We start from the raw sequence: 26,089 nt of genomic DNA, 5'->3' as shown, positions 1-26,089 counted from the left end.
GGCTTCCGGGCGGACAGGCTGCCGATCCTGCCAGCAGAATGAACGTTCAGACACCGTGCCTGATCCGTTGCCCGCGTTGCCCGGTCCCTCGACCCCGCCCCTGCCGGACCCGCGGCGCCACCAACTCGACAACGGCGTGAGCGTGGTGCAGATCGAGCTCCCGCAGGCACCGGTGGTGTGCCTCGATCTGTGGTGCCGCGCTGGCAGCGCCTGGGAAACCAATGCCGAATCAGGCCTGGCGCACTTTCTCGAACACATGGTGTTCAAAGGCAGCCAGCAGCTGGAAGCCGGTGAATTTGATCTCAAGGTGGAAGCCCTGGGGGGCAACAGCAATGCCGCCACCGGCTTCGACGACGTGCACTATCACGTGCTGATCCCGCCGGCGGCAGCACCCCAGGCCCTCGAGCTGCTGCTCGATCTGGTGCTGCAGCCGCGGCTGGATGCGGACGACTTTGCGATGGAGCGCCAGGTGGTGCTGGAGGAGCTCGCCCAGAGCGAAGACCAACCGGAGGAGGTGGCATTCCAGGAGCTGCTGCGCCAGGCCTGTGGTGGCCACGCCTATGGCCTGCCGATCCTGGGGCGGCGCGAGGCCCTGGAGGCCCACAGCCCCGAGGCGATGGCCGCTTTCCACCGGCGTCACTACCGCGCCGATCGCTGCTGCCTCTCGCTGGCCGGACCGCTGGCGGGCCTGCAGCTCGACGCGCAGTTGAGGCAATCGCCCCTGGCGGCTCTGGCTCCAGCTGAAACGCCGGGCCAGTTGGCCCCACTGCACTTGCAGCCGGGCCGGCACCGGATGGCGTTGGCGCGGCTGGAGGCGGCTCGGCTGCTGATGGCCTGGCAGCTGCCCGGTGCCGCCGATCAAGACAGCGTGATGGGCGGAGACCTGATCACCACACTGCTGGCGGAAGGTCGCCGCAGCCGCCTGGTGGAGCAGCTGCGGGAGCGGTTACGGCTGGTGGAGAGCATCGATCTCGATCTGAATGTGCTCGAGTCGGGCTGCCTGGTGCTGCTGGAGGCGGTGTGTGAACCCGAAAACTTGGCAGCGGTGGAGCAGCAGGTGCGCCAGGTGTTGCTCGAGCTGATGGACAACAGCCCCTCAGACGCGGAGCTGCAGCGGGCCAAGCGGTTGGTGGGCAATGGCTACCGCTTCAGCCTGGAGGTGGCTGGATCCGTGGCCGCGATGGTGGGCAACAGCCAGCTGTGGGGGCGCCGCCACAACCTGCAGCGTCCGCTGGAGTGGCTCGAGGGCTGGAGCAGCGAACGGTTGAGCCGGGATGTGATTCCGCTCCTGCACCCGGATCGGGCCTTCTGCCTGCAGGCGGTGCCGGCATGAGCGTTCCCGGGGTGCAGCAGCTGGTGCTGCCGGGCGGATGCCCGTTGTGGCTGATGGAGCGCCCGGGAGCGGGCATCCTCTCCGCGAAGTTGTGGATGCGGGGCGGCAGCAGCGCTGACCCGCGCGGCCAACGGGGCGCTGCGCAACTGCTGGCTGGGGTGCTGAGCCGCGGTTGCGGTGATCTCAGTGGCGATGCCCTCGCCGATCTCGTGGAAGGTTGCGGCGCCGGCCTGCGTTGTGAAGCCGCGGAAGACGGCACGTTGCTCAGCCTGAAGTGCGCCAGCAGCGATGCCGAAGCCTTGCTGCCGCTGCTGCTGCTGATGGTGCGGCGGCCCTGGTTGGTCGACGACCAGATCAACCTGGAGCGCCAGCTCAACCTGCAAACCCTCCAGCGCCAAAAGGAGGATCCGTTCCAGCTCGCCCACGACCAGCTGCGCGGCTTGCTCTATGGCGATGGCCCCTACGGCCATGACGCCCTCGGCGTCGAGGAGGATCTGAAAACGATCGATCGATCGCAGCTCGAAGCGCTGGCCCGCTGCTACGGCCAGGCGGGAGCGGTGCTGGTGCTCACCGGCGAGCTGCCGCCCCAGGCCGAAGAGCTTTTGCTGGCTGGTGTGGAGGGCGAGGCCTGGCCCTGCATCAAACCCCAGCGTCTGGCTGGGCCGAGGGGGCTGAAGCAGGCACAGCTGGCCTGCAGTGAAGACGACACCGAACAACTGGTGTTGATGCTTGGAGCCAGCACCACCCCGCTTGGAGCAGCCCATGCCCTGGCGCTGCGGCTCCTGCACTGCCACCTGGGGGTGGGCATGTCGAGCCGGCTGTTTGTGGCCCTGCGGGAAGAGCACGGCCTCGCCTACGACGTGGGGGTGCACTACCCAGCCCGGCTGGGCGACGCCCCCTTCGTTTTCCATCTCTCCACCAGCAGCGACCGTGCCGCCCAGGCCACCGCCGAACTGCTTGCGGAGTGGCAACGGCTGCTGGATCAGGCGATCACGGCGGAGGATCTGGAGCTCGCCCTGGCGAAATTCCGCGGCCAGGAAGCGCTCGGCCGCCAGACCAGCAGCCAATTGGCCGATCGCCATGCCCTGGTGCTGGGCCATGGCCTGCCGTTCAACTTCGCCGATCGCTGTCTGGCCGAAGCGGCAGACCTCACCCCTGAGCAGCTGCTGGAGGCTGCCCGCACACTGCTCACCGCACCGAGCCTGAGCCTCTGCGGGCCGCGCACCGCCATCGCCCAAGCCGAGGCCGTATGGCAGCGCCACAGCCTCAGCTCCGGCCAACACTGATCACCCGCTCCACCCAGCGCTGAACGGATCAGTCGTTGACAGGCTCGAGTTGGCGGGCCTCCAGCAGAAAGGTGCCGCGGCGAAAGCGCACCGCCAGTTGCTCCAGGGCCCGCAGGCCCACCACCTCGCCCTCCTCCTGGGCATCCACCAGATCAGGTGGTCGCAGCATCGGCATCGGATCCGCGCTCTTGAGAAACGAAGGCTGCTCCCGCAGGCGAACGCGGCTGCCAACCGCGAAGGGCAGCGCCGGCGAGGCGGGATCCGTCATGACGACACAAACGCTTGCAAGGCCACCACTCTCCTGCAGGATGGTGGCCAGCGACTGCCCACACGTGCGAGCCCTCACCAATTGGAGCGGTGCCCTCGCCGGACTGTTGCTGATCGTGTGCGGGAGCTTGGTGCAGGCCGCCCTGCCGAGCATCGGCCCCAATGGCTTGAGCTTGATCGCCTTGCCCATCACCCTGCAGGTGCCCGCCCTGCTGCTTACGGCCCTGGTGTGCGGTGCCCGCTCAGCGATGTTGGCGGGGGTGGCCTACATCAGCCTTGGCCTGTTTCAACTGCCGGTGTTTCAGGCGGGCGGAGGTGTCACCTATCTGCTCGATCCCGGCTTCGGCTACATCGCCGGGTTCCTTCCGGCAGCGTGGCTCACGGGCCGGCTGGCGAAGCAGGGCGGGATGGACAACCTGCTCAGCCTCACGGCGGCCGCGATGCTCGGCCTGCTGGTGCTGCAACTGTGTGGACTCGCCAATTTGCTCCTGGGCGGCTTGGTGGGCCGCTGGAATGGGGCCCTGCCGCAGCTGTTGATCAGCTACAGCTTTGGACCGTTGATCCCCCAGCTGCTGTTGTGTTGTGCCGTGGCGCTGTTGGCCCTGGTGCTGCGGCGTGTGCTGCTGATCGAATCATGATTCGGCCGGTGTATCTCACCGCTCTGGTGGTGGTGCTGAGCGATCAACTCAGCAAGCTCTGGGCCCTGCAGCATCTGAGTGGCCACGGTGTGGCGCCGCTGCTGCCGGGCCTGCTGCAACAACGGCTGGTGTTCAACACCGGCGCCGCCTTCAGCCTGTTGGAGGGCAACGCCTTTGGCCTCGGCCTGGTGAGTGCCGTGGTGGCCCTGGGATTGGTGGTGTGGATTCAAACCAGCGGTCCCCTCAGCCGCTGGCAGAGCTTGGGCCTGGGGTTGCTGCTGGGGGGAGCTATCGGCAACGGGATCGATCGCTGGCGGCTGGGGAGCGTGGTGGATTTTCTGGAGTTCGTGCCGATTCAGTTCCCGGTGTTCAACCTGGCGGACACCGCCATCAACCTGGCGGTGGTGTGCCTGCTGATTGATCTGTTGCGCCGCCAGGATGGTCGCCATGACCGGCCGGCCCGCTGAACTGAGCTGGAGCAGCGGCGCCGATGGGGAGCAGCGCAAGCTCCTGCAGCCGGGCGCCTACCGCATCGGGCGTGATCCCGGCGCGGAGATCTGCCTGCCAGCCGCTGGGGTGAGCCAGCAACACGCCCTGCTCGAATGTGTGGCTGGGCAGTGGATCCTGAGTGATCTGCAGTCGACCAACGGACTGTGGTGGCGCGGCCGGCGCATCCAGCAACTGCTGCTCTGCGACGGCGATCGCATCCAGCTCGTCCCAGGCGAGGCCGGAGGAACGGCCCAACTTCGCTTTGCCCAGCCCAGCCAAAGGCCCTGGCAGCGGCTGCGCCACTGGGGCAGTGCAGCAGTGGCCCTTGTGGCCATTGGAGGTGCTGCCTTGTTGGTGGTGGGCAGGCTGCAGGTGCCCGTGGCGGCAGGGCTGGGGGGCAGCCGGGGGCCCCTGCTGCTCTTTGATGGGGCGAATCGCCCCTTGATGGCCGCGGAATCGAGCCAGCACCGGGAACAGCGCAGCCTGGGCGGCTATCCGGCGGCGCTGATCAGTGCGCTGCTGGCCAGTGAAGACAACCGCTTCTGGAGACATCCGGGCGTTGATCCGATCGGCACCGCCCGTGCCCTGCTCACCAACCTCAGCGGCGGCCGGGTGCTGGAGGGGGGCAGCACCCTCACCCAGCAGCTGGCGCGCAGCCTGCATCCCGAGCAGGTGGGCCGCGGCGAAACCCTGGGCCGCAAATGGCGTGAGCTGCTGGTAGCGCTCCAGCTGGAGGCCATTCACAGCAAGCGCGATCTGCTGCTGGCCTATCTCAACCGGGTGTATCTGGGGGTGGGCTGGGGCTTTGACGATGCCGCCCGCCATTACTTCGCCCGCCCTGCGGCATCCCTCAGCCTGGAGGAGGCCGCGCTGCTGGTTGGCCTGTTGCCCTCACCCAATGGCTTTGATCCCTGCACCAATCCGCAGGCGGCCTTGAGCTCCCGCAACCGGGTGTTGCTGAAGATGGTGGAGGCTGGGCGGCTGAGCGGGGAACAGGCCAGGCGCGCCAGACGGCAGCCGCTGCAGCTCGCTCCGCAGGCCTGCGGTTCAGGGGCGCAGCAAGGGGCCCAACCGATGCCCTTCTACACCGATCAGGTGAAGCGCGACCTCGAGGCACTGCTCGGTGCTGATGTGGCCTCAGAGGGCAACTTCCTCGTAAGCACCTACCTCGATCCGCTGTTGCAACAGGTGGTGCAGCGGCGGCTCAACGGGCTCCTGCGCTCGAAGACCGGCCCGCAACAGGGCGCCGTGGTGGTGATCGACGCCCGCCATGGCGGCATCCTGGCGATCGCCGGCGGGCGCGATTACAGCCAGAGCCAATACAACCGAGCCAGCATGGCGCTGCGCCAACCGGGCAGCACCTTCAAGCTGTTTCCCTATCTCGCTGCCCTGGAGCTGGGTCTTCAGCCCATGGATCGCGTGAGCTGCGGGCCCCTGGAATGGGGCGGGCAGCTCTTCAAGAGCAGCTGCGGCGGCAGTCTCAGCCTGCAGCAGGCCCTGGCCAGCTCCAGCAACACCGCCGCCCTGCGCCTGGCCCGGCGCGTCGGGCTGGATCGCGTGATCGACATCGCCCGCCGCCTTGGCATCACAACCCCGCTCGAGCCTGTGCCAGGTCTGGCCCTTGGGCAGGCCGAGGTGCGGCTGATGGAACTCACCGGCGCCTACGCCGCCGTGGCCAACCAGGGCGTCTGGCATCCCCCCACCACGATTCGGCAGCTCACGGATGGGGAGACGCAGCGCAGCAGCTCCAGCCAGGCCCAACGCCTTCGCCCAGGTCAGCGCGTGTTGAGCGAAGCCCATGCACGCCAGATGCAGGCGATGCTGCGAGAGGTGGTGCGATCCGGCACCGGCCGCGCCGCCCGGGTTGGTGGCGAGGAAGGTGGCAAGACCGGCACCACCAACAACGGCCGCGATCTGTTGTTCATCGGCTACGAACCCAGCCGCCACTGGGTGATGGGCATCTGGCTCGGCAACGACGACAACAGCCCCACCGGTGCCAGCAGTGCCTTGGCGGCGGAGCTGTGGAGCGAGATCATCCGCTCAGCCGGTCGAGGCAACCTCGAACGCGGCATCACCTTGCGCTGAGGCCTTGCCCCTGTGAAACCCCCTGCACGGCTCTGGCTCTGGCTCGGTGGCGGCCTGCTGGTGCTGGTGGTGATCACTGCCGTGCTCCAGGCGATCAACAACCTGATCTGGCAGCTCAGCTACCTGCTTCCAGCCTGGCTGGTGGGCCCCTTCATGCTGCTGCTGTTTGGCGGCGGTGCGCTGCTGATGGCGCGGGTGGCCTGGCCGTGGCTGGAGGGCTGGCGCCGTCGGCGCCGAGGCGACAACAGCGCTGGCCCCTCTGCTCCAGCACCGAGCAACCGGCAAGAAGCCGCCCAGCAGCAGCTGCAGGCGGTCGATCAACTGCTGGAGCGCATCCGCGATGCCGTGCAGCGGGAAGCTCTGCAGCAGGAGCGCGCCCGGGTGGCCGCCGAACTCGAGCGGGGCGACCTGGTGGTGGTGGTGTTCGGCACCGGCTCCGCCGGCAAAACCTCCTTGATCCGCGCTCTGCTGAAGGACGTGGTGGGGCAGGTGGGAGCCGCCATGGGCTCCACGGATGCGTGCCTCAGCTACCGGCTGCGCCTGAACAATCTCAGCCGCGGCATTCGCCTGGTGGACACACCCGGCATCCTCGAGGCCGGCGAGGCTGGTTCGCGGCGCGAACAGCTGGCCCGCAAGCAGGCCGCTGAAGCGGATTTGTTGCTTCTGGTGGTGGATGGCGACCTGCGCGCCGCTGAACAGGAGGTGTTCAGCGCCCTGGCGCAACTGGGTAAACGGTTGCTGCTGGTGCTCAACAAGTGCGATCTGCGTGGCAGCGAAGAGGAGCGCCGTCTGCTGGCCCTGCTGCGCCGCCGCTGCAAGGGCCGGATTGAAGCCGACGACGTGATTGCCGCCAGCGCTGCCCCGCAATCGGTGCCGATGCCGGGGGGGCAACCGCTGCAACCGGCACCCGAGCTTGATGCCCTGCTGCGCCGCATCGCCCAAGTGCTGCATAGCGATGGCGAAGAACTAATCGCCGACAACATCCTGATGCAGAGCCGTCGTTTGAGCGACGCCGGCAGGAGGCTGCTCAACGACCAGCGCCAGCAGGATGCCGAGGCGGTGGTGGATCGCTACAGCTGGATCAGCGCCGGTGTGATCGCCGCCACGCCCCTACCCGGAGTGGATCTGTTGGGGGCAGCGGCGGTCAACGCCCAGATGGTGATGGAGATCGGGCGCATCCACGGCGTGAGCCTGAGCCGTGCTTCAGCCCAGGACCTGGCGGTGTCAGTGGGGCGAACCCTGGCGAGCCTCGGTGTGATCAAGGGGGGTATGGGCCTGATCAGCGCGGCCCTGAGCCTGAATGTGCCGGCCCTGCTCCTCAGCCGTGCCGTGCAAGCCGTTGGCGCGGGCTGGCTCACCCGCGTTGCAGGCCGCAGCTTCATCACCTACTTCCAGCAGGATCAGGATTGGGGGGATGGCGGCATGCAGGAGGTGGTGCAACAGCAGTACGACCTCAACCGCCGCGATTCCGCGCTGCAAGCGTTTCTCAGTGCAGCGTTCAACCGAGTGGTGGAACCCCTGCAGCGTCAGCAGAAGCGCGAACAGCTGCCACCGCGGCCGCAGGATCGGCGCTGATGCTCAAGCCCATGGCTTCAGGCGGCGGCGGCAACAAGGGGCCTCGGGAATCCAGCACCGTGATCAGCACCAGATAGGCCACCGCGATCAGGATCGAAATGGCGCCCGTGATGATGGCCACCCAGCGGCCGCGGGTTGGGGGTGCGCTCATGCAGCGTGAATCAGCGAAGGGGACGAGAAGCGTGAAGGGAAGCCTCCACCACCTCAGCCACCGCCTCCAACTGAGCAGCGCCGGTGTGGGGGTTGCCGAGCACGGCCTTGAGGTGATGGCGGCCCTGATAAAGCGGCCGCGAGAGCATCAGCTGGCGCTCGAGCAAACGATGGCGGGTGTGCTGCGACCACTGCTCCGCCGCCTGAGCATCGAGCCCCTCGGGGGTGAAGGCCAGCAGATGCAACGGGCCGCTGCAGTGCTGCAGCGGTAGACCAGCCAGCAGCGTTTGCAGCTGCGCACGGCGCTGCACAGCTCCGTCGAGGAGCTGTTCGATGCCACGCAGCCCCAACTGACGCAGGCCGAGCCAGAGCTTGAGCACCTCCGCCGGACGGGTGCCCTGCAAGCCGCATTCACCGCCATGGGCTTCAGCCCAGCTGGGTTCCATGTAGGGAAGACCGGTGGCGAAGCAGGCCGCCAGGGCATCGGGTTGGCGCAGCAGCAGCAGCGACGAGGTTTTGGTGATCCCCAGCAACTTCTGCGGGTTCACCGTGAGCGAATCGGCTGCGCTGAGGCCCGCGGTGAGATGGGCATGGGCAGCACTGAGGCCGAACACAGCACCAATCGCACCATCAACGTGCAGCCAGATCTGGTGCTGGCGGCACAACGCCGCGATGGGCCCCAGAGGATCGATGGCACCGCGCACGGTGGTGCCGGCTGTGGCCACCACCGCCAGCACCGGCACCCCAGCGGCGGTGGCAGCGTCCAGCTGAGCAGCGAGGTGATCAACCCGCAGAGCACCGCTGTGATCCACGGGCACAGGCCGCAATGCGGTGGAGGGCAAGCCCATCACAGCCAGGGCTTTGGCGAGCGACACGTGCGCATCAGCACTGCAGAACACCCGTGCCTCCTGCACGCCCACCAGCCCGCGCTGATGGCGCGCCACCACCAGCGCCATCAAATTGCTCAAGCTGCCGCCGCTGGCGGCCACGCCACCGGCCTGCTCACCCAAGCCCAAGCGCTCCCCCATCCAGCCACAGAGGCTGCGCTCCAGGCGCGAGAGGCTGGGGGAGAGCTCCTCCGCCAACAGGTTGTTGTTGAGGCCGGCACAAATCAGATCCGCAGCCACCGAAGCCGTGAGCGGCGGCGGATCCAGGTGAGCCATCGAGCCCGGATGCACGGGATTGAAGGCGCCATCCATCACCAGCTGCAGATCATCCAGCAGGGCGATCGGATCGAGGCCGATGGAGCCGGGTGCCGCATCCGGCAGCACACTCAGCAGGGGAAGGGGGGAACGGGTGCTCGAACCGGCCCACCAGCGGCACAGCTGATCGCTGGCCTGCTGAAGAAAGGCGCACAGAGCCGGATCCAGCTGAGCCGGATCGGGAAACAGCGGCAGCGACGCAGAGGCCGCAGGCCCGTGCTGAGGGGCTGGAGCCAAGGCGGCGCCACAGGGTGGCTCCATTCTCGCCAATGGCGGGATGGGATCAGGCGCTGGCATTCTGCACAGAGCGGAGGCGATGGATCTGGAGCCTGCGGAGCACATCCTCTGGATGCGGCGGCTGCTGCGGCGCGCGGAGGCCGTGGGCGACGAGGGAGAGATCCCCGTGGCAGCCGTGGTTCTGGACGGTCAGGGCCGTGCCCTGGGCTGGGGCAGTAACCGGCGGGAGCGTGATCAACAGCCGTTGGGACACGCCGAACTGGTGGCGCTGCAGCAAGCAGCTCGGCTCAGGGGCGACTGGCGGTTCAACGACTGCACCTTGCTCGTGACCCTGGAGCCATGCCCGATGTGCGCGGGCGCACTGGTGCAGGCCCGGATGGGGCGGGTGGTGTTTGGCGCCCATGACCCCAAACGCGGTGGGTTGGGAGGCGTGCTCAACCTGAGCGATAGCCCCAGCGCCCACCACACCATGCACGTGGTGGGCGGCGTGGAAGCCGAGCGCTGCGGAAATCAGCTGGAACGCTGGTTTAAGCGGCGGCGGCAGCAACGGCGGGAGCAGCGCTCCGGAACGCCGGCAGCTCCTGCTCCAGCAGGTTGAGCAGCAGATCCACGTTTTCCTCGCGGCTGTTGTAGCCCATCAGGCCGATGCGCCACACCTTGCCGGCGAGGGCGCCGAGGCCACCGCCCACCTCAATGCCGTGCTTGTTGAGCAGGTGAAGGGTGAAGGCCTTGCCATCCACACCCTCAGGAATGCGCACGGTGGTGAGGGTGGGCAAGCGCAGCTCCGCGGGCACATGGCACTGCAGGCCGAGGGCTTCCAAGCCGGCCCAGAGCTTTTCTGCATTGCGGCGGTGACGCTCCCAAACGTTCTCCAGACCTTCTTCAGCGATCAGGCGCAACGCCTCACGCATGCCGAAGTTCATGTTCACCGGAGCGGTGTGGTGATACACCCGGTCGCTGCCCCAGTACTGGTTGAGCAGGCTCACATCGAGGTACCAGTTGGGCACCTTGCCGCTGCGGGCGGCGAGCTTCTCTTCAGCGCGGGGGCCCATGGTGAAGGGGCCGAGGCCAGGCGGGCAGCTGAGGCCCTTCTGGCTGCAGCTGTAGGCCAGGTCCACCTTCCACTCATCGAGGTAGAGCGGCACGGCACCGAGGGAGGTGACGGTGTCGAGCAGCAGCAGGCAGTTGTACTGGCGGCAGAGATCGCCAATGCCTTCCATCGGCTGGCGCACACCGGTGGAGGTTTCGGCGTGCACCATCGCCAGAATCTTGGGGCGGTGCTCCTTTAGGCCAGCTTCGATCTCCTCAAGGCTGAAGGCTTCGCCCCAGGGCTTTTCGATCGTGCGCACATCGGCGCGATAGCGACCGGCCATGTCCTGCAGGCGCAGGCCGAAATAGCCCTTCACCGCCACCAACACGGTGTCGCCCGGCTCCACCATGTTGGCGAGGGTGGCTTCCATCGCCGCCGAACCCGTGCCACTCATGGGGAGGGTGAGGCGGTTATCGGTTTGCCACACGTAGCGCAGCAACTCCTGCACCTCGCTCATCAGCGCCACATAGAGCGGATCGAGGTGCCCGATCGGTGTGCGGCTCAGGGCCTGCAGCACCGTGGGATGGGCGTTGGAGGGGCCAGGACCCAGTAGCAACCGATCCGGTGTGGCGATCGGACCGAGGTTCAGACGATGCCGATCGGACACAGAAGGAGTTGTGGTTGCCAAGGCCTGGATGGGTCTGTGGAGTGGAGCCTACGCAGTCGCTGAGGACAGCTCAGCGGGCGCGGACATTGTTATCGGCAAGACCGCGGCAGAGATGCTCAAACGGTGCACGCACAACAGCTGCGAGTTGATCGGCGCTGGCCACGCCAGCATCGAGGAGCAACTCACACACCACGTCGGCCATCAACGCGATGCTGCGAACGGTGGGACCCGTGGGCACGCCGAGGCTCTTGTAGGTGTCATCCAGGCCGTTCAGCACCCGCTCGTTGAGGATGGTGCTGTCGTCAGCCACCAGGGCGTAGCTGGCGTAGCGGAGGAAATAGTCCATGTCGCGCAGGCAGGCAGCCCAGCGACGGGTGGTGTAGGCATTGCCGCCAGGAAGAAGCAGCTCAGGATCCGACTGCCACAGGCGCTGGCTGGCCTCCCGCACGATTTCCGCGGCTTCGCGATTGATCAGCTCAACAGCCGCCAGGCGGAGTTGCGCTTGCGAGAAATAGGTGGCGATGCGATCCACCGCATCACGATCGAAGTAGCGGCCCAGCTGGTCGTACCGACCGATCAGACCGGTGATGGCATCGCGCATGGCGTGAAGGATCGACGCACCTGAGCCGGAACGTAGCACCTGCAAACCCTCAGATCCCTTGCCATTGCACGGATCTGATCAAGTTGACAGAAACGGTTACGCAAGCAATCCACTCCACACCAGTCGCGAATTTGGTTACAGGTGATACACAGGCAGGACCAGGCTGCTCCGTACGGTCCCGCGAGCCCGGTTCCAGGCGGGCTTCCTCTCAGCCTCCAAGCGTCTACGTCATGGCCAAAACCGCCCAGGACGTCCTCCGTCAGATCAAGGACGAGGGCATCGAACTGATCGACCTCAAGTTCGTCGACCTTCACGGCAAATGGCAGCACCTCACCGTGTGCCAGGACCTGATCGACGAAGCCGCGTTCACCGAGGGTGTGGCCTTCGACGGCTCCTCAATCCGCGGCTGGAAAGCGATCAACGAATCGGATATGGCGATGGTGCCCGATCCGAACACCGCCTGGATTGATCCCTTCTACAGCCACAAAACCCTCAGCCTGATCTGCTCGATCCAGGAGCCCCGCAGCGGCAAGCCCTACGCCCGTTGCCCCCGCGCCCTGGCTCAGAAAGCCCTCGATTACCTCGGTTCCACCGGCCTGGCTGACACCGCCTACTTCGGCCCCGAGCCCGAATTCTTCGTCTTCGACGACGTGCGCTACAAGAGCGCCAACGGCTCCAGCTTCTACAGCGTCGATTCGATCGAAGCCCCCTGGAACACCGATCGGGTGGAAGAAGGCGGCAACCTCGCCAACAAGATTCAACTGAAAGAGGGTTACTTCCCCGTTGCCCCCAACGACACCCTGCAGGACATGCGCAGCGAAATGCTGCTCACCATGGGTGCCCTGGGCGTGCCGATCGAGAAGCAGCACCACGAGGTGGCCACTGCGCAGCACGAACTCGGCATGAAGTTTGCGGAGCTGATCAGCGCCGCCGACAACGTGATGATTTACAAGTACGTGGTGCGGAACGTTGCCAAGAAATACGGCAAAACCGCCACGTTCATGCCCAAGCCGGTCTTTGCCGACAACGGCAGCGGCATGCACGTGCACCAGAGCCTCTGGAAGGGCGGCCAACCCTTGTTCTGGGGTGAAGGCACCTATGCCAACCTCTCGCAAACCGCCCGTTGGTACATCGGCGGCCTGCTGAAGCACGCCCCCAGCTTCCTGGCCTTCACCAACCCCACCACCAACAGCTACAAGCGCCTGGTGCCCGGCTTCGAAGCGCCGGTGAACCTGGTGTACTCCCAGGGCAACCGCTCCGCCGCCGTGCGCATTCCGCTCACCGGCACCAACCCCAAGGCCAAGCGCCTCGAGTTCCGCTCCGGCGACGCCCTCTCCAACCCCTACCTGGGCTTCGCCGCCATGCTGATGGCCGGCATCGACGGCATCAAGAACCAGATCGACCCCGGCGACGGCACTGACGTTGACCTGTTCGAACTCTCCGCCGAGGAGCTCGCGAAGATCTCCACGGTGCCCGCTTCGCTGAACGGCTCCCTGGAGGCCCTCAAGGCCGACCACGAGTATCTGCTAGCCGGTGGCGTCTTCACCGAAGACTTCATCGACAACTGGATCTCTCTGAAGTACGAGGAAGTGCAGCAGCTGCGCCAGCGGCCGCACCCCCACGAATTCACCATGTACTACGACGCTTGATCCAGATCCCGCACCACTAGACAGGTACTGCGGCATCCCCAAGAATGGTCCCCAAGATCTTCCCCAAGATCAAGCGGGACCATGGGCAGGGACAAACCAACCAAAGTCGAAGGAACCCCTCATGGCCTTGGCCTTTACCGGCGAAAGGGTCGCGAGGGGTTTTTCTTCATTAAGAACTGGTCACACCTCGCAAAGGAATTTCCAGGCGCCTTTGAGCGGAATGGACAGTTTGACGAGTGGATCAAAAGAGCAGACGGGAGCTTGGTGGTCTCACTGGCCGAAGCCAAGGCGTATTGCCAACGACGATCCGGGGAGCTCGAGGAACGGAAACTTGCCTTAAGGCGACCACACACTTCATACAGCGGCCATGACCTCGAGGCTATCGGTCATGCGCTTGCCGACCAATGGATCAGGGCATACCAGCGTGGACAGAACTTACAGAGACTGAATCTCGACTACTGGAGATTGGTAAATAGAGAACTAGGCAATGCCGAAGAAATTAAGAACACGCGACCAGAAGCAGTTGCGTTCGTCCATATGGAAGGCGAAGATATTCCACCGGGTCCATTTTTATTGTGCACCGTCGATAGGGTCGTAGAAGAAGAAAGAAAAGTTAAACGACTCTGCCTTGATCAGGGTTACAACCCAGACGAGCAGGGTCTTAGGACGATTTTTGGCGTGTTCAGAACGCTGGTCAAGGAACACATCGACAAGCTTTCTCTTGCCAAATCAGAAGGAACGGCAGCACCTCCGCCACCGACCATTCAAAAGCGAGGCAAGACATGGGATGCTCTGCTCGATGCAAAGAAGAGGGAAGGGCTGGCTCAAGGTACTTACAAGGGAGTCACCAATGCGGTCGAACGCCTTCGTGGATGGCTGGCAACTGCCTACAAGGTCAGGCTCCCAACCGGCCTAGACCCAGAGTTGGCACTGGAGTATCGCGATTTCCTCTTCAGCAACTCTGGACTGCGCTTATCAACTGCCAGCAAAGAGATGAAATACCTGAAGAGCGTATTTAATGCAGCCGTCAGACAGGACCTACTCGACGTTAGTCCTTTCAAGAACTTACCAAGAGACAGGAGAGCTGCAATGCAAACGCAGATGGGTAGGACCAAGAGCTTAGACAACCAAGGATGCATCGACCCTACGGCTGCTCAAAAGATTTGCGCGACCATGAGAAAGAATAAACGTGGAAAAGCGGACCCCAGCTTCGACGTCTTTTTCCTGCAAGCCATGACAGGATGCAGGATTCAAGAAGTGGCTGGCCTGCGCAGGTGCGATTTCATCGAGAGAAAAGGAGGCGAGGAAATATTTAAATGCATCAGGATTATCCACTGGGATGGCCGAGGGCTAGGCACGATCGGGTCTCGCGGTGGCCTCAAGACAATTTATTCCCAGAGGATCATCCCGTTACCCGAAAGGGCACAGAGCATATGGGATAAATACTCAGACAGCAAGTCAGAGGAGCCAGCATTTCCTCAAGAGGAGCCCAAAACCGTCAACCAGAACTGGGGGGACAACCTCAAAAGGAGGATGAGAGATAAATGCAAGGACTATCCAGGGACTCACGGATGGAGAAGAACCTTTATTAACAATTCAGTCAACAGCGGGCTGCCAGTTCGCGTTGTTCAGATGGTTACCGGCAAGACTGGAAACTCGTCACTTAATGAATACACAAGAGACGATCTAGGCTTAATGCTCAAGGCAGTTGAGCTAAATGCAGAGAGTCTAGGAATTCATATCAGCGAAACTGAAGAGCAATGAGCATCGACTGGCAGATGATTGCCGTTGCAGTAGCCAGCAAAGTACAGTACGAATTGGCGTGCGGCAGGGGGAGGCTACTAACAGAGCATGTCGTGAGACTTGCCTTAGCAGAGGCCATACAAAGCCAAGTGCCAGGGAAGCTGATACCGGAATTCAATCATCCTGACATTCCCGGAAATACGAGTCTGGACTTGATTGTCATGTCACCTAGAGACAGAAAGATCGAGGTTGCATGCGAACTCAAGTGGGTCAGAAAAACCACGGACAAAGCATCAAGGAATTGGATCCCAGAGATCATCCAGCAGCAGCCATAAAGGCCTGGAAGTCGTCGTCTTTGCCGTTGTGGGGTGTGGCCGTCATCAACAGCAGGTTGCGAGCATGGTTCCCGACCCGCTGCCCCATCTGGTAGCGCTTGGTGGGCTTGAACTCACCACCGAAGTAGTGGACGCTCATCCGGTGGGACTCGTCGCAGACCACCAGATCCCACTGCGGTGCCTGCTCCAGACGGGTCTGCAGCTCCTGATCACGGGAGAGCATGTCCATCCGTGCGATCAGCAGGGACTTCTCGGCAAAGGGGTTGCCCAGGCCTGTGGCGTTGATCAGATCGCGGGTGAGCAGCTCGAACTGCAGCTCGAACTTTTCCTTGAGCTCGTCCTGCCACTGCTCCGAGAGGGAGCCTGGGGCCACGATCAGGCAGCGCTCCAGCTCCCCACGGATCAACAGCTCCTTGATCAGGAGGCCAGCCATGATCGTTTTGCCGGCACCAGGGTCGTCCGCCAGTAGGTAACACATGGGCTGGCGCGGCAGCATGTGCTCGTAGACCGCGCTGATCTGGTGGGGCAGTGGGTCGATGGCACTGCTGCTGACCGCGACGTACGGGTCAAAGAGGTAGGCCAGGCGGATCCGCTCGCCCTCGGAGACAAGGCGGAACTTGTCGCCATCCCCCTGGAAGCTCCACTTACGGCCACCGGCTACCAGCTCGAGGTCGGCTTCCCTGTCGCGGAACAGGATCTGGGACTGCAGGTTGCCCTGACCATCACGGAAGACCAGGTCGCAGGCTTCGCCCATCATCTGGGCGCTGACGATCCGGACGGCTTCTCGACCGATCAGGCCCGTGACCTGGGCCTCTGGCTTGAGGTCTTCAAGCCGGAGGGGCATGGATAAGGAGCTCGAATATCAATTCTGACCCAGGATCTAGCTTTGGTGAGCTTATGCGGAAGCTGCATTAAGCACAGAACCAGTTGACACCAGACGGGAGAGCAGCCCAAAATCTGAGTCGATGCGGCTTAGATCCATGAGCTTTGATCAGCTTTTTGCGGCGGCTGCCCTAGGTGAAGCAGTAGAAGCGGCCGCGAATGCAGCAGATGCTTTTGAGGCGACAGAGGCTGCACTCGAAGTTGCTGACAAAATGACCCTTGCGAAGCCCTTAGTAAAGCCGCTCTTGGAGCCCCTACTCGACCAGCTAGGCAGCTAGATATACCAATCCACAGCAGGGTTGCGAATGCACTTCATTAGGATTCGCAACCTTCCGGTCAGATTATAGAATCAAATGGCCGCAATGCACACATAAGACCATGCCATTTAAACAGAAATACGATGGGTCAATAGAGTTTATTCGCCTACCCGTAGATAAGTGTATCTACGGAACCGAGAAAGGCGAACCCGGCAAAAGATACTTGTATCTGCGGCGTTTTGATACTACAGGTGTGACGTTTGATTCCCTAAAAGGGCTTGCAGGCTCACTACTAGATGCATTTAGCACGTCATTCGAGGACGACTGGATAATACCAATTAATCGACGATCTGATATTGACTACGCCATGCTACAGGTATATGGCGGCAATATAGTCAAGAAGCTAGCAAGCACTGATCCGGGATCAAGACCTTGGCTTTCCATTGTCTACACACCCAACAATGTCATCTACCTAACAAAGCAGCGACTATCAGCATCGACAACCTTGCAAGCCGCAGGACTTGCCGTATCACTGCTTAATCCAGTAACAGCAGCTGGTGCACTGGGCTGGTTTGCAAGAAAGCAACACTTAAAATACAATAGCGCAAAAGGAAGGGGCGAAAAGCATCCAAGTGTTATGCCAAAAGTTTTTGTAAACAAGATATGGCAGGTTTCAGTATCTGGAGACAGAGTAGAAGCTTACAAGAATATTGCAAAGATCATAGAGTCTGGCAACGCTTGGAACGAGTGGTAGGGAGAGACAGAGTCCCTCCCAAGATAATTACATAGATATTCGCAAAGCGCACTCATGTGCTTCCGCAATTCGACCTAATGAAGTACCCCAGTATATCGACTCAAGTCGCTTACGAGCTGCATTCATCGGATCCTTGGCTCGACCAGATTCATGGCTGATGTACTCAGTGACTGCCTGGTACGCACTCCATGCAGTTCCTCTGCTTGCAGTCAGATCAGAGCCAATTCCCGCACCTTCAAACTTCTGGAGAACAGAAGACCATGCTGGAAGATCTTCCAGCTCCTTCGGACGCTTCGTGCTCTTGTCACCCCGGACATCATTTACCGTGCCTTGCAGCTGGTCCGCAAAGACATTACTGATGTACTGGCGGAATTGCGCCATGCTGCAGGGTGTGACGGCCATGTGACGTAACTCATCGAGGCCACCGATGAATTGTCGCCTTCTTACGTCAACAAGCTCTGGCAATCTCTGGATCAAGCTGTCGGCATTTTTTGTATGACGAATGCGTATGCTGTTGTCCCGATGGCGTTGAGTGCTGGCCAAACCAAGAGCCGCAGACAGCGTGTTCTGGCAGACAACACGGATGGGTGAGAACAGCAACTGGAATGGGATTGATCCGTCGTGGGAGGTACAGCCGATTAGGTATTGCTGCACTGGATCTCCTGGAACGACATCGCCTTCTGCTCCACGGATCCTGGCAGTGAAGGTGACTTTCTTGCCATCCGACAAAACACAGACGGCATCCATATTGATGTCCTCGTGAAGTGCTTCTGCAATCCTGATGAGTGATTCATTTTGGATCGGCGTGTAAGTCTCTGTCATCACAGAGAGTGTTCTGCCGTTATCCATGCGTGTGATCGCTTGGTAGCCAGGGATTGGCTGCATGTCGGCATCAAAGACTGATCGTCCTGCTACATGAAAATCGGCATTGGCAACACGAAATGCTTCCCGTGCAGAGAGGGTGCCATCCACAACAACACCCAATCGATGCCATGCAGGCTTGTTGTAGCAGAAGACTCCGGAGCTGAATTGATGGGCCATTGAATTGAATCCGGTTCTTGACCGGGAGTGAGCCCTGCGGAATGTGCAGGGCAGGAAACCCAGAACGACTTGAACGTTCAAACGAAAAATCCCCCCTGGCTCAACACCAAGGGGGATCTCTCGCACCTTGCCAGCAGACAAGTGATAGCCGCTGGTGGATTTCTATTGCACTAGTGGTTGGCTTGTAAGTCAGTCTTTAGACTTCCAGCATCGCTTGGTGCTTCCTTGTCTATGCCTGATCAATCCGAGTCGCCTACTGAATACGTGCGCATTACCATTGACCTTGAGCGTGATCTGCTGGATTGGATTGATGGGCTGTGCAAGCAAACTGGATTTAGATCGCGTGGCCTCATTATTTCCCAGTTGATTCGTGAGCTGATCGATGATCCTGATAAAGAGATTGAGATCTCTCCTTCCGTATCTGATGGTCAAGCATCTCAACACCCGTAGCATGCTTTAGGAGTGTCTGTACTTCCGTCAGTAGATCAATCGGTGGAAGTGCATTGCCCTTCTCATCGCGTGCCATCGGTCTGCCATCCACCCATTCGTTATCAACGAAGAGTGCTGGCATCACGACCCCATGGCTGGATCCAGGACGTAATCTCAGTGCCAGCGGACTGGTGAGAAGGACTGGCGATAGCGCACACAGGGATGAGAGCAGGGTTGTGGCACAGGTGGTGTTGAAGCCACAGATCAGACGGATCCGTCCGTCCAGTCCGAGGTCAATATCCATCACCAACTTGTGTGCCTTGAATTCCCCACGCGCTTGGACGTAAATGTCTTCCAGTAGGAAGATCAAATCCTGAGCCGTCGTTGGTTCAGGGATATTCTCCTGGTGATTCCAGAAGTACAGGCACTGGTCCTGGAGCTGAGGATGCCGATGGATGTAGGCCACTTTTCTTGGGTGCCGCCAACCGAGCATGGATGCCGGATACCAAGGCTGAACAGATGTTGTGGCCTGGTCTTGAGTCAGGTTGTTGCTGATGCGTGAGATGGTCATTGGTGTGTGGGATAAGTAGACGGTTAGGAGGGTCAGGCTTCCAGCTCTTTCATGGCAAGGCGAATTGCTTGCCACGCACGACTGGTGATTCTTTCGGCGTCTGCGGTGGCTTGCTGGAGCAATACATCAGCTTTCTGCCGTGCTGAATCCAGAAGTTCTCGTTCTTTTATCTGGGCCTGTTGCATGGTCAGCAGTCCCTGCACACGATCGTCAGTGGCCTGTTGATGCAACTGAAGAGCTGAGACCGGGTGGATGTCAGATCTGAGACTGTCGCTCAGATAGGGCAGTGCATCCTGTAGCCAGGGACCCAGGTAAGAATTGGGACCGAGCTCTTCGGCCAGACGTCTGAGTGCAGAGAGTTCTTCTGCTTTGGTCAGGGCTTGTGTCATGTGAACCAGTGGTTGAATTCCAGGCAGGACAAGACCTCCCCGCCCGCAAGCGCAACGGGGAAGTCAATCGGTTGAATTGGTTGTCCCAGGTGATTAGACTGTTGAGTTCGTCAGGATCCCTGGGTCCTTACGCTGCTTGTGCTTGCGTCTCAACGATGTCGTCAAGAACGCCAGCATCACGCAACTTCTCAAGCATCTCCACCATCAGGGATGCAGACTCTTGGGTGCTTTGCATGAATGCTCTGGCGCGTTCTGCTGAGATGGTGTGGGTGCGACCATTGGCTTCTGTGTAGGCCCAGCTGCCGTCCGGACGTGGTGATCCTTGTAGTGCAAGCCTTTCGCTGTTGTACGTGTACCGCAGCTCCAGATCATGGGAATCACGCAACCCGTCCTTGCCGTGCCATGTGAATCCAATGTGATGCCGACGATCGTCATCGGTGTAGTTGTGTAGTTCTGGAAGCCAAGACTGCAGTGTTGACAGGATTTTCATGGTGGTGAACAGGTGAATGTGATTAAGGGTTGGTGCCATCGCTTGGGATGCTTGGTCTTACATCAATGCAGAGGGCTCTGAATGCCAAGGAATCTGTCTGTTGCTGCACAAATTGGTCAGACACGCCCCTTTCCATAGGGGTACCCACCCTTTCTTTTTTTCTCTACGCAAGTCGCTACGCGTGGGGTGTTGGAGATGCGTCAGATACCGCAGTTCCCTTTTTGGACCCCTATAGGCCGACCTGATCGCAGCAGAATTCATTCATAGCAACGGGTTTGCGCGCCAGAAGACATGTGGCATACAGGCGCCACCACAACAGATTCCTTGATTTGTCGGCATTTCTGGCCGACAAGAGTGAGTACTCTTGCCAGAAAAAGCAGTCTGAGCAGCTTCTTGGGAAATATCTCCGCGAAGATTAGGGGTGCATAATATAGTTTTTGTATTCGGTGCTTCTCCGAATACGCCGTCGCAATAATCAAAATGAACGAGTACACCTTCGTGATTCGTACGGACAAGGAACTGCACGATCGCATCCGTAAGCTGGCCTATATGGCAAACACAAGCCGAAGCGCTGCGATTCGAAAACTCCTTCAAAGCCAACAGGAAGAGCAGCAGCTCGCAACACTGATCGGCTAAATAAAAAGACGCCATAGGCGCCTAAGAAAAAACACTTTTAAGTATTATAAGATGAACAACAAGAATGTTCTGCCCAAGGATACGTCCCAATTTCTTGACGTACTCGGTAAGGATCCGTCAACGACCCGGATTAGGGCGATAGCTAATCCAAGCACCATAGGTCGTGGTGCTGAGAAAGCGGCTTGTGACGCAGGGACGCTTGCACAGTGGACGCGTTGTCGCTTCGGGATTTACGTCGTTATCAATAATGGAGGTGACAGTGACAGCAGCATTGTCAGTTGCCTCGCACTATTCATTGAGCACGATGATTTGAGTATTGAGGAACAAGCGGTTTGCTGGAAAGGCATTCTGCCTGAGCCTACAATCCAGACCTTCACAGGTGGCAGAAGTCTTCAGCAGTACTGGGTATTTACATCACCGATTGAGCCCGAACGCTGGTTGGTGCTCCAAGAAAAGTTGATTGCGGCATTGAAGTCTGATCCAAGCGTCAAGAACCCTTCGAGGGTAATGCGACTGCCTGGTTACACCTACTTCAACAAGAAAGGTGAGGAGGGACCAGCTGCTTCCATTTACGCATGTTCTGGAACAAAGTACACCGTCGAGGAACTAGAGGAAGCTCTTGCAGACGTGAAGATTGATCAGCCTGAACGGCGGTTACTCATCTCAGGCAGTGACAACCATCAGTGGGAGGCAGCTAAGCCTTGCCCCATTTGCGGACGTGATCTGGATGAGAAATGTCGTATCACCGCAGATGAAACCTTCATTCAGTGTCATATAGGCGATACCTTCATGCCCCCATCTGTTGCAAGAGGTACGAAGCTAAAAGGATTCGATGGCCAGCACTGGAAGCAGACCGGAAAGACTAGCAATGTTTATGGAGATGCCGTCGGCTTCAAGCTTGTACAGGATAAGGAACCGACTGGTCGTGTCAAAAACAAGACCGAACTTATTCAATTCATCCAGGAAGAATATGGCGGGCAACTAGCCTGGAACGATCTCAAGCGACGACTTGAGCTTAGTGGTGACCCGATCAAAGACCTCAACTTGATGCACTGTGAATTGGCAGTCGAGCACGGCATTCACCATACGTCTGCAACTGTCAGCGATGCCTTTCTTTTCGTCGGCAAACAATCCACGTACAACCCTGTACAGAATTTTTTGCTGCATTCAGAGCAGCATGAACCCGCTTGTACCTTGGATGAAATTGGAGCTAGGTACCTATCCCTTAGGACACCAATCGAATCACGGATTTTAGGGATTCATCTGCTAGCTGCTGTGTATCGAGCTTTTCATGCTGGCTACCAGTACGACCAGATCCTGATCATGCGCGGAAAACAGGGTGTCGGCAAGACACGGACAATCAAAGCGCTTGCGGGGTCTGCTGAACACTACATCTCAACGTCAGTCCTCACCAATGAAAAGGACTTCCTGATTCAGCTTGGAGCCTGCTGGCACTGCGAGTTTGAAGAAATCGATGGTCATATCGACTCCAAACATGAGGCTCAGCTCAAAGCCTTAATCAGTCGGCATATTGATAACTATCGGGCTCCTTATGCTGCTGCCGTCGAAGACCAACCCAGGCGGTGTGTCTTTTGGGGGACAACCAATCAGGAGAAGCTACTCGTCGATTCGACTGGCAACCGACGAATGATGATCATTGATCTATTTGAAGATGTCGATCATCAGCTGCTGACGAGGGACCTGATGAAGATCTGGTCAGCGGTCATGAAAGCCTACCGTTCTGGACAACAGCCAGTTCTGACTCGAAAAGAGATTGATCTGGTTGCCCAGATCGCGCTGGAATCCTTCAAGGAGGATCCATGGCTAGGGATTATCGAGGCACACATTGACGGCACACCAGTCGTCTTCGACCATGACATCCTAAAAACTGTGCTAGGGATGGAGGTTCGCCATATCAAGGGTGGCCGCTCCGGAGACTCAAGGCGCATCAGGGACTGCTTGACCCAGTTGGGCTATCAGCGTTATCCCCATCAAGTCAATGGGCTGAAAGATCACAATGTTGGTTACGCTGCACGGACACGCGGTGTATGGTTTGCCCCAGGCATTGAACCCACACCAAACGGGACGGTCATCGTTGATCTTCTCAAAGCAGCAGGGAAAGAGCTTCCTGTTGGACCTGGCTACAAGAAGCACGATCCGTTTGCAGGAACGGACTTTCCGTTCTGATTCTTGATCACATGATCAGATAATTGCCCTTTGGCTGAGCACCGAGAGTGCTTGCACCAGAGGGCTTTTCAGTTTTTTACTCAATACTCAATTGAAAACAAGTAAATATCTATTCTTAAAATCTTTCATTGCTGATAGATTGCACCTTTCTCTTGCCCGCATGTGAGCTGAGCAGCTGATCACTCACCATCACTTCTTTCCAGACATTCTCGGCGCCGCAGTTCATTTTTCGCTCGCGCGTTAGGAAGTACTAAAATACAGATATAAATAGCACTACAGATACGACATGGAAGACCAGCGCAACCTTGCAAGGCAATTACGTGATGTCATTCTCAGGCTTGAACGCCTGCAAGCTGATGTAACAAGACTCTCTGGCCAAAAACTGCCTGATCGATTTGTTCCCCTGCAGGAAGCTACTCGTTATTTGTACTGTGGTCGAGACTGGTTGATTGCTCAGATACGAGAGGGTGTTCTTCGGGAAGGGATCGATTACCTCGATAGGAGCTCAAGCCATTCATCACGGCGTCGATACCTTGTGAACCCGGTCTCGGCGCAACGCTGGCTCACAGGATCCGATCCCGCCCCAGTCCGGCCTGCAGTACAGACCAAAGAAGCAAAGCAACTGATCGCGGCGTCAAGCTGACCACTGACAGGTCATGGGTGGCCGCAAGCCTGCACCGGTGCACTCGTGAGCAACCGGCACCACGCAGCCTCATGAGTTCGATCGGATTTACGCTCTCCGCGGCCCTAGAACGCGACTATCCCTTCTTGGGCCAGAGAAAGAAGGGTTGTCGATGCAAATAAGGCATAGAACAAGCCTGAGGCCATATCAGCTGGAGCCAGAGCAGGTGCGGCGCCTGCGTGGTCGCGCCCTGGAACTCTGGCCAGCTTTTAAGCAGCACCTGGAAGCGTTTAACGGCTGGTTACAGGAGCTGCAGACCTGATCAGATCAGGATGTTCGCCTCCGAGAACCAGGGTGTGGCTTTGGCGAAATTCACCACGAAGTCGGCCTGGCCATCGCCGGTGGTGTCCGCCTGCAGGCCACCGCCTGTAAACCGCAGCTCACCGGCGCTACCACTGAACGCCTTCTTGCCGATGTAGCGCAGCGACTGCTGACCTTCCGTGACGCTGTCACCATCAAAGGAACGGAACTGGAAGCGATCCTTCTTGCCGAACTTCACCGTATCGGCCTGATCAATGGTGGATTCATTGGCGGAGTAGTAAAGGATCCGATCGGCATGCTTGCCGCCGGTGATCTGATCAGCGCCAGCCCCACCCCAGAGACGGTCCTTGTCGCGGCCGCCTTTGAGTACATCACGACCTGCATCCCCCTGGAGCCAGTCCCGACCGGCGTAGCCGTCCATGGTGTTGGAAAGCACATTGCCGATCAAGGTGTCGCGGCGTTTGGTTCCCATGAAAGTCCGCTGGCCATTGCCCACGAATCCGGGATCCACAACCGTGCCATTGGCTTCTCCATCGCCATCCCACTGGGGATCACCATCTACCAGCTGGAGCACCACAGCGTCGGGAGTGCCATCGCCGTTGGTGTCCTGGAAGGAATAGAGAGGATTGCCTTGGTTATCCACATAGTCTGTAAACTGGTTGGTGAGGTAGTTGAAGCGCATGTAAGCACTGTTGGAGGAATCCACCTGAAGCCCTGTGGGCAGATTGATCGTGGTGCTGGTGCTGCCACCGATTTCCAGGCCACTCACATCAAACGCCACGGCGCCAGCGAAGTTGTTGCTGATGCCTGAAGGCAGTTCGGCCATTACGGTGCTGCCATCACGGCCGGTAACAGCCAACACCCCTGTTTCGGAATCGGGGCTGATCAGGGTGACGGCAGTGATCTGGGTGCCGTCACTGACCTGGACGGCGCCGTAGTCGCTACCGACGGCGCCGTCATTGATGAGGCGCAAGCCGGCAACGTCGGTTTGTTCCGCATCCGCAATACCGTCACGGTTGCCGTCAACAGTGGTGCCATCATTGGCGATGATGACCTCCTTAATGCCATCACCGTCGTCGTCGCTGGGCTGAATGTTGGTGCCGGCGGGAGCGGGGTCGACGGGTGTGTTGTCAACGACAGCCGGCGGGGAAGCTGGAGCTGGAGCTGGAGCTGGAGCAGAAGCAGGAGCAGAAGCAGGAGCAGAAGCAGGAGCAGGAGCTGGAGCTGGAGCTGGAGCTGGAGCAGGAACTGGAGCTGGAGCTGGAGCTGGAGCTGGAGCTGGAGCAGGAGCAGGAGCAGGAGCAGGAGCAGGAGCAGGGGATGGGCTCACCGTTGGCGCTGTGGTGTCTGGCGCTGCAGCGGTTGTGAAATTAAGATCGGTGGAGGTGGTTAGGCCTGCAAAGATGTTGAATCCGGTATTTCGAATGACGCCGGGTGCGATCTCCAGGTAGTAGTCGGTTCCGACATCGAGATCAGCTGTTGGGTTGATCGTAAGAATGGGGCCACCGAACGTGACTTGAGGATCGTTAATCGGGATTGCTGCCGCTGTTGTGCCGTCAGATGACTTCTTGATAAGAATGTTACCAGTTCCCGCGCTAATATCTTCCGAGAATGTCAATTCTAGATCGCTGCTAACAGCTACATCAGAGGTATCGTCAGCAGGCGTAGAAGTTACGAGTGCTGGAGCCGCTGAAATGCTCAGGCCGCTGAATGTGCCCGCATAAATGGTGCCGCCGCTCTCGTAGACGGCCTCGACTCGATTGTTGCCAAGTCCGTTGGCATCGGTGTAATTTGTGAAGCTGGCGCCACCGTTAGTGGATATGCTCAAGCCACCGCTAGTCGCCGCATAAATGGTGTCGCCGCTCGCGTAGACAGCGTTGACAAAATTTGAGACAAGTCCGTCGGTATCAGTGTAATTTGTGAAGCTAGTGCCGCCGTTAGTGGAGATGCTCAGCCCGCCGTTAGTCGCCGCATAAATGGTGTTGCCGCTCGCATAGACGTCGAGGACTACATTGTCACCAAGACCATCAGTTGTATCGTAGTTTGTGAAGGTGTCGCCGCCGTCGGTGGAGATACTTAGACCTCCACCCGTTATAGAACTACCAAAAAAACCGGTAGATGTCGTGGCGGCATAAATGATGCCACCACTCTCGTAGACGGCGGTGACGGCATTGGAACCCAGGCCAGCAGTTGTAGTATAGTTTGTAAATGTTGCACCGCCGT

General features: G+C 59.8%; 26 protein-coding genes and 1 pseudogene. 15 read left to right on the top strand and 12 right to left on the bottom strand.

Annotation, left to right across the window (positions count from 1 at the left end):
* Window positions 1-76 precede the first annotated feature (76 nt).
* Window positions 77-1,333 carry a pitrilysin family protein gene (locus tag KUL97_RS03375; protein WP_254896162.1) on the top strand — a complete coding sequence of 419 codons (1,257 nt, stop codon included), beginning with the start codon at window positions 77-79 and terminating at the stop codon, window positions 1,331-1,333.
* Window positions 1,330-2,619: a pitrilysin family protein gene (locus tag KUL97_RS03370; RefSeq protein ID WP_217795582.1), complete on the top strand. Its 1,290-nt coding sequence runs from the start codon at window positions 1,330-1,332 to the stop codon at window positions 2,617-2,619. The genes KUL97_RS03375 and KUL97_RS03370 overlap by 4 nt, the downstream gene beginning before the upstream one ends.
* A 28-nt stretch (window positions 2,620-2,647) precedes the next feature.
* Here KUL97_RS03370 and KUL97_RS03365 read toward each other — a convergent pair whose 3' ends face one another.
* The gene (locus tag KUL97_RS03365) at window positions 2,648-2,887 is read right to left on the bottom strand and encodes an NAD(P)H dehydrogenase assembly family protein (RefSeq protein ID WP_254896161.1); all 240 of its coding nucleotides are present in this window, start codon (window positions 2,885-2,887) and stop codon (window positions 2,648-2,650) included.
* Window positions 2,888-2,951: 64 nt separating this feature from the next.
* On the opposite strand from KUL97_RS03365, the gene KUL97_RS03360 reads away from it, so the two are divergent.
* Genes KUL97_RS03360 through KUL97_RS03345 form a run of 4 tightly spaced genes read left to right on the top strand, consistent with a single transcriptional unit; the run spans window position 2,952 to window position 7,673 of the window.
* Complete coding sequence (locus tag KUL97_RS03360; protein ID WP_368656079.1) at window positions 2,952-3,524, top strand: biotin transporter BioY; 573 nt, start codon at window positions 2,952-2,954, stop codon at window positions 3,522-3,524.
* Entirely contained in the window at window positions 3,521-3,991 is a 471-nt protein-coding gene (gene lspA, locus KUL97_RS03355) for a signal peptidase II (protein WP_217795580.1), read from the top strand. The genes KUL97_RS03360 and lspA overlap by 4 nt, the downstream gene beginning before the upstream one ends.
* Window positions 3,972-6,098, top strand: a complete 2,127-nt coding sequence (locus KUL97_RS03350) for a transglycosylase domain-containing protein (protein ID WP_217795579.1) — start codon at window positions 3,972-3,974, stop codon at window positions 6,096-6,098. Before lspA ends, KUL97_RS03350 begins: the two co-directional genes overlap by 20 nt.
* Before the next feature lie 12 nt (window positions 6,099-6,110).
* Window positions 6,111-7,673, top strand: a complete 1,563-nt coding sequence (locus tag KUL97_RS03345; RefSeq protein ID WP_217795578.1) for a GTP-binding protein — start codon at window positions 6,111-6,113, stop codon at window positions 7,671-7,673.
* Here the strand turns inward: KUL97_RS03345 and KUL97_RS03340 are convergent.
* The gene (locus KUL97_RS03340) at window positions 7,597-7,824 is read right to left on the bottom strand and encodes a hypothetical protein (RefSeq protein ID WP_254896160.1); all 228 of its coding nucleotides are present in this window, start codon (window positions 7,822-7,824) and stop codon (window positions 7,597-7,599) included. The genes KUL97_RS03345 and KUL97_RS03340 overlap by 77 nt on opposite strands.
* 10 nt (window positions 7,825-7,834) lie before the next feature.
* Window positions 7,835-9,286, bottom strand: a complete 1,452-nt coding sequence (locus tag KUL97_RS03335; RefSeq protein WP_217795577.1) for a pyridoxal-dependent decarboxylase — start codon at window positions 9,284-9,286, stop codon at window positions 7,835-7,837.
* Between the two features lie 55 nt (window positions 9,287-9,341).
* On the opposite strand from KUL97_RS03335, the gene KUL97_RS03330 reads away from it, so the two are divergent.
* A complete protein-coding gene (locus tag KUL97_RS03330; protein ID WP_217795576.1) occupies window positions 9,342-9,860 on the top strand; it encodes a nucleoside deaminase in 519 nt (172 codons plus the stop codon).
* Here the strand turns inward: KUL97_RS03330 and KUL97_RS03325 are convergent.
* Both KUL97_RS03325 and KUL97_RS03320 read right to left on the bottom strand, forming a co-directional pair.
* Window positions 9,790-10,959 (bottom strand): alanine--glyoxylate aminotransferase family protein, encoded by a 1,170-nt coding sequence (locus KUL97_RS03325; RefSeq protein ID WP_217796004.1) that lies wholly within the window; start codon window positions 10,957-10,959, stop codon window positions 9,790-9,792. The two genes, KUL97_RS03330 and KUL97_RS03325, sit on opposite strands and share 71 nt — an antisense overlap.
* A gap of 70 nt (window positions 10,960-11,029) precedes the next feature.
* Entirely contained in the window at window positions 11,030-11,560 is a 531-nt protein-coding gene (locus KUL97_RS03320) for an allophycocyanin subunit beta (protein ID WP_217796003.1), read from the bottom strand.
* A 230-nt stretch (window positions 11,561-11,790) separates the two neighbouring features.
* On the opposite strand from KUL97_RS03320, the gene glnA reads away from it, so the two are divergent.
* The 3 genes from glnA (at window position 11,791) to KUL97_RS03305 (ending at window position 15,287) form a co-directional block, all read left to right on the top strand.
* Window positions 11,791-13,209 carry a type I glutamate--ammonia ligase gene (gene glnA / locus KUL97_RS03315; RefSeq protein WP_217795575.1) on the top strand — a complete coding sequence of 473 codons (1,419 nt, stop codon included), beginning with the start codon at window positions 11,791-11,793 and terminating at the stop codon, window positions 13,207-13,209.
* An 81-nt stretch (window positions 13,210-13,290) separates the two neighbouring features.
* Window positions 13,291-14,973, top strand: a complete 1,683-nt coding sequence (locus tag KUL97_RS03310; RefSeq protein WP_217795574.1) for a phage integrase SAM-like domain-containing protein — start codon at window positions 13,291-13,293, stop codon at window positions 14,971-14,973.
* Entirely contained in the window at window positions 14,970-15,287 is a 318-nt protein-coding gene (locus KUL97_RS03305) for a hypothetical protein (protein WP_217795573.1), read from the top strand. Before KUL97_RS03310 ends, KUL97_RS03305 begins: the two co-directional genes overlap by 4 nt.
* On the opposite strand, the gene KUL97_RS03300 is transcribed toward KUL97_RS03305, so the two are convergent.
* Window positions 15,268-16,131: a DEAD/DEAH box helicase gene (locus KUL97_RS03300; RefSeq protein ID WP_217795572.1), complete on the bottom strand. Its 864-nt coding sequence runs from the start codon at window positions 16,129-16,131 to the stop codon at window positions 15,268-15,270. The two genes, KUL97_RS03305 and KUL97_RS03300, sit on opposite strands and share 20 nt — an antisense overlap.
* 416 nt (window positions 16,132-16,547) lie before the next feature.
* Here KUL97_RS03300 and KUL97_RS03295 point away from each other — a divergent pair, with 416 nt between their 5' ends.
* Window positions 16,548-17,180, top strand: coding sequence for a hypothetical protein (locus KUL97_RS03295; protein ID WP_217795571.1), 633 nt, complete (start codon window positions 16,548-16,550; stop codon window positions 17,178-17,180).
* 27 nt (window positions 17,181-17,207) lie between these two features.
* On the opposite strand, the gene KUL97_RS03290 is transcribed toward KUL97_RS03295, so the two are convergent.
* The gene (locus tag KUL97_RS03290; protein WP_217795570.1) at window positions 17,208-18,221 is read right to left on the bottom strand and encodes a DUF932 domain-containing protein; all 1,014 of its coding nucleotides are present in this window, start codon (window positions 18,219-18,221) and stop codon (window positions 17,208-17,210) included.
* Between the two features lie 231 nt (window positions 18,222-18,452).
* On the opposite strand from KUL97_RS03290, the gene KUL97_RS13865 reads away from it, so the two are divergent.
* On the top strand, window positions 18,453-18,671 hold the full coding sequence (locus KUL97_RS13865; protein WP_368656076.1) for a ribbon-helix-helix domain-containing protein: 219 nt from the start codon (window positions 18,453-18,455) through the stop codon (window positions 18,669-18,671).
* On the opposite strand, the gene KUL97_RS13680 is transcribed toward KUL97_RS13865, so the two are convergent.
* From KUL97_RS13680 to KUL97_RS03275, 3 genes are all read right to left on the bottom strand, one after another.
* Entirely contained in the window at window positions 18,574-19,221 is a 648-nt protein-coding gene (locus KUL97_RS13680) for a hypothetical protein (protein ID WP_254896158.1), read from the bottom strand. The two genes, KUL97_RS13865 and KUL97_RS13680, sit on opposite strands and share 98 nt — an antisense overlap.
* 32 nt (window positions 19,222-19,253) lie before the next feature.
* The gene (locus KUL97_RS03280; RefSeq protein ID WP_217795568.1) at window positions 19,254-19,610 is read right to left on the bottom strand and encodes a hypothetical protein; all 357 of its coding nucleotides are present in this window, start codon (window positions 19,608-19,610) and stop codon (window positions 19,254-19,256) included.
* A 127-nt stretch (window positions 19,611-19,737) separates the two neighbouring features.
* Window positions 19,738-20,139, bottom strand: coding sequence for a hypothetical protein (locus KUL97_RS03275; RefSeq protein WP_217795567.1), 402 nt, complete (start codon window positions 20,137-20,139; stop codon window positions 19,738-19,740).
* A gap of 441 nt (window positions 20,140-20,580) precedes the next feature.
* On the opposite strand from KUL97_RS03275, the gene KUL97_RS03270 reads away from it, so the two are divergent.
* Both KUL97_RS03270 and KUL97_RS03265 read left to right on the top strand, forming a co-directional pair.
* On the top strand, window positions 20,581-20,736 hold the full coding sequence (locus KUL97_RS03270) for a hypothetical protein (protein WP_217795566.1): 156 nt from the start codon (window positions 20,581-20,583) through the stop codon (window positions 20,734-20,736).
* 51 nt (window positions 20,737-20,787) lie between these two features.
* Window positions 20,788-22,923 carry a VapE domain-containing protein gene (locus KUL97_RS03265; RefSeq protein ID WP_217795565.1) on the top strand — a complete coding sequence of 712 codons (2,136 nt, stop codon included), beginning with the start codon at window positions 20,788-20,790 and terminating at the stop codon, window positions 22,921-22,923.
* 944 nt (window positions 22,924-23,867) lie between these two features.
* Here the strand turns inward: KUL97_RS03265 and KUL97_RS13675 are convergent.
* The gene (locus KUL97_RS13675) at window positions 23,868-24,839 is read right to left on the bottom strand and encodes a calcium-binding protein (RefSeq protein ID WP_254896157.1); all 972 of its coding nucleotides are present in this window, start codon (window positions 24,837-24,839) and stop codon (window positions 23,868-23,870) included.
* Window positions 24,840-24,988: 149 nt separating this feature from the next.
* Between KUL97_RS13675 and KUL97_RS13670 the strand changes: the two genes are divergently transcribed.
* Complete coding sequence (locus tag KUL97_RS13670; RefSeq protein WP_254896156.1) at window positions 24,989-25,234, top strand: hypothetical protein; 246 nt, start codon at window positions 24,989-24,991, stop codon at window positions 25,232-25,234.
* Between the two features lie 52 nt (window positions 25,235-25,286).
* Here the strand turns inward: KUL97_RS13670 and KUL97_RS13860 are convergent.
* Window positions 25,287-25,694, bottom strand: a pseudogene (locus KUL97_RS13860) (Ig-like domain-containing protein); the annotation flags it as partial.
* Window positions 25,695-26,089 lie beyond the last annotated feature (395 nt).

Source organism: Synechococcus sp. HK05 (assembly GCF_019104765.1).
In the GTDB taxonomy this organism is placed as follows: domain Bacteria; phylum Cyanobacteriota; class Cyanobacteriia; order PCC-6307; family Cyanobiaceae; genus Vulcanococcus.
The sequence above is the reverse complement of the archived record's forward strand: the minus strand, read 5'-3'. Positions and strand labels throughout refer to the sequence as shown.

Excerpts from the sequence above, each read along its gene's own strand:
- KUL97_RS03370 (WP_217795582.1), top strand. The coding sequence starts at position 1,330 with ATGAGCGTTCCCGGGGTGCAGCAGCTGGTGCTGCCGGGCGGATGCCCG.
- KUL97_RS03365 (WP_254896161.1), bottom strand. The coding sequence starts at position 2,887 with ATGACGGATCCCGCCTCGCCGGCGCTGCCCTTCGCGGTTGGCAGCCGC.
- lspA (WP_217795580.1), top strand. The coding sequence starts at position 3,521 with ATGATTCGGCCGGTGTATCTCACCGCTCTGGTGGTGGTGCTGAGCGAT.
- KUL97_RS03350 (WP_217795579.1), top strand. The coding sequence starts at position 3,972 with ATGACCGGCCGGCCCGCTGAACTGAGCTGGAGCAGCGGCGCCGATGGG.
- KUL97_RS03340 (WP_254896160.1), bottom strand. The coding sequence starts at position 7,824 with ATGAGCGCACCCCCAACCCGCGGCCGCTGGGTGGCCATCATCACGGGC.
- KUL97_RS03335 (WP_217795577.1), bottom strand. The coding sequence starts at position 9,286 with ATGGAGCCACCCTGTGGCGCCGCCTTGGCTCCAGCCCCTCAGCACGGG.
- KUL97_RS03330 (WP_217795576.1), top strand. The coding sequence starts at position 9,342 with ATGGATCTGGAGCCTGCGGAGCACATCCTCTGGATGCGGCGGCTGCTG.
- KUL97_RS03320 (WP_217796003.1), bottom strand. The coding sequence starts at position 11,560 with ATGCGCGATGCCATCACCGGTCTGATCGGTCGGTACGACCAGCTGGGC.
- glnA (WP_217795575.1), top strand. The coding sequence starts at position 11,791 with ATGGCCAAAACCGCCCAGGACGTCCTCCGTCAGATCAAGGACGAGGGC.
- KUL97_RS03310 (WP_217795574.1), top strand. The coding sequence starts at position 13,291 with ATGGGCAGGGACAAACCAACCAAAGTCGAAGGAACCCCTCATGGCCTT.
- KUL97_RS03305 (WP_217795573.1), top strand. The coding sequence starts at position 14,970 with ATGAGCATCGACTGGCAGATGATTGCCGTTGCAGTAGCCAGCAAAGTA.
- KUL97_RS03300 (WP_217795572.1), bottom strand. The coding sequence starts at position 16,131 with ATGCCCCTCCGGCTTGAAGACCTCAAGCCAGAGGCCCAGGTCACGGGC.
- KUL97_RS03295 (WP_217795571.1), top strand. The coding sequence starts at position 16,548 with ATGCCATTTAAACAGAAATACGATGGGTCAATAGAGTTTATTCGCCTA.
- KUL97_RS03290 (WP_217795570.1), bottom strand. The coding sequence starts at position 18,221 with ATGGCCCATCAATTCAGCTCCGGAGTCTTCTGCTACAACAAGCCTGCA.
- KUL97_RS13865 (WP_368656076.1), top strand. The coding sequence starts at position 18,453 with ATGCCTGATCAATCCGAGTCGCCTACTGAATACGTGCGCATTACCATT.
- KUL97_RS13680 (WP_254896158.1), bottom strand. The coding sequence starts at position 19,221 with ATGACCATCTCACGCATCAGCAACAACCTGACTCAAGACCAGGCCACA.
- KUL97_RS03280 (WP_217795568.1), bottom strand. The coding sequence starts at position 19,610 with ATGACACAAGCCCTGACCAAAGCAGAAGAACTCTCTGCACTCAGACGT.
- KUL97_RS03275 (WP_217795567.1), bottom strand. The coding sequence starts at position 20,139 with ATGGCACCAACCCTTAATCACATTCACCTGTTCACCACCATGAAAATC.
- KUL97_RS03270 (WP_217795566.1), top strand. The coding sequence starts at position 20,581 with ATGAACGAGTACACCTTCGTGATTCGTACGGACAAGGAACTGCACGAT.
- KUL97_RS03265 (WP_217795565.1), top strand. The coding sequence starts at position 20,788 with ATGAACAACAAGAATGTTCTGCCCAAGGATACGTCCCAATTTCTTGAC.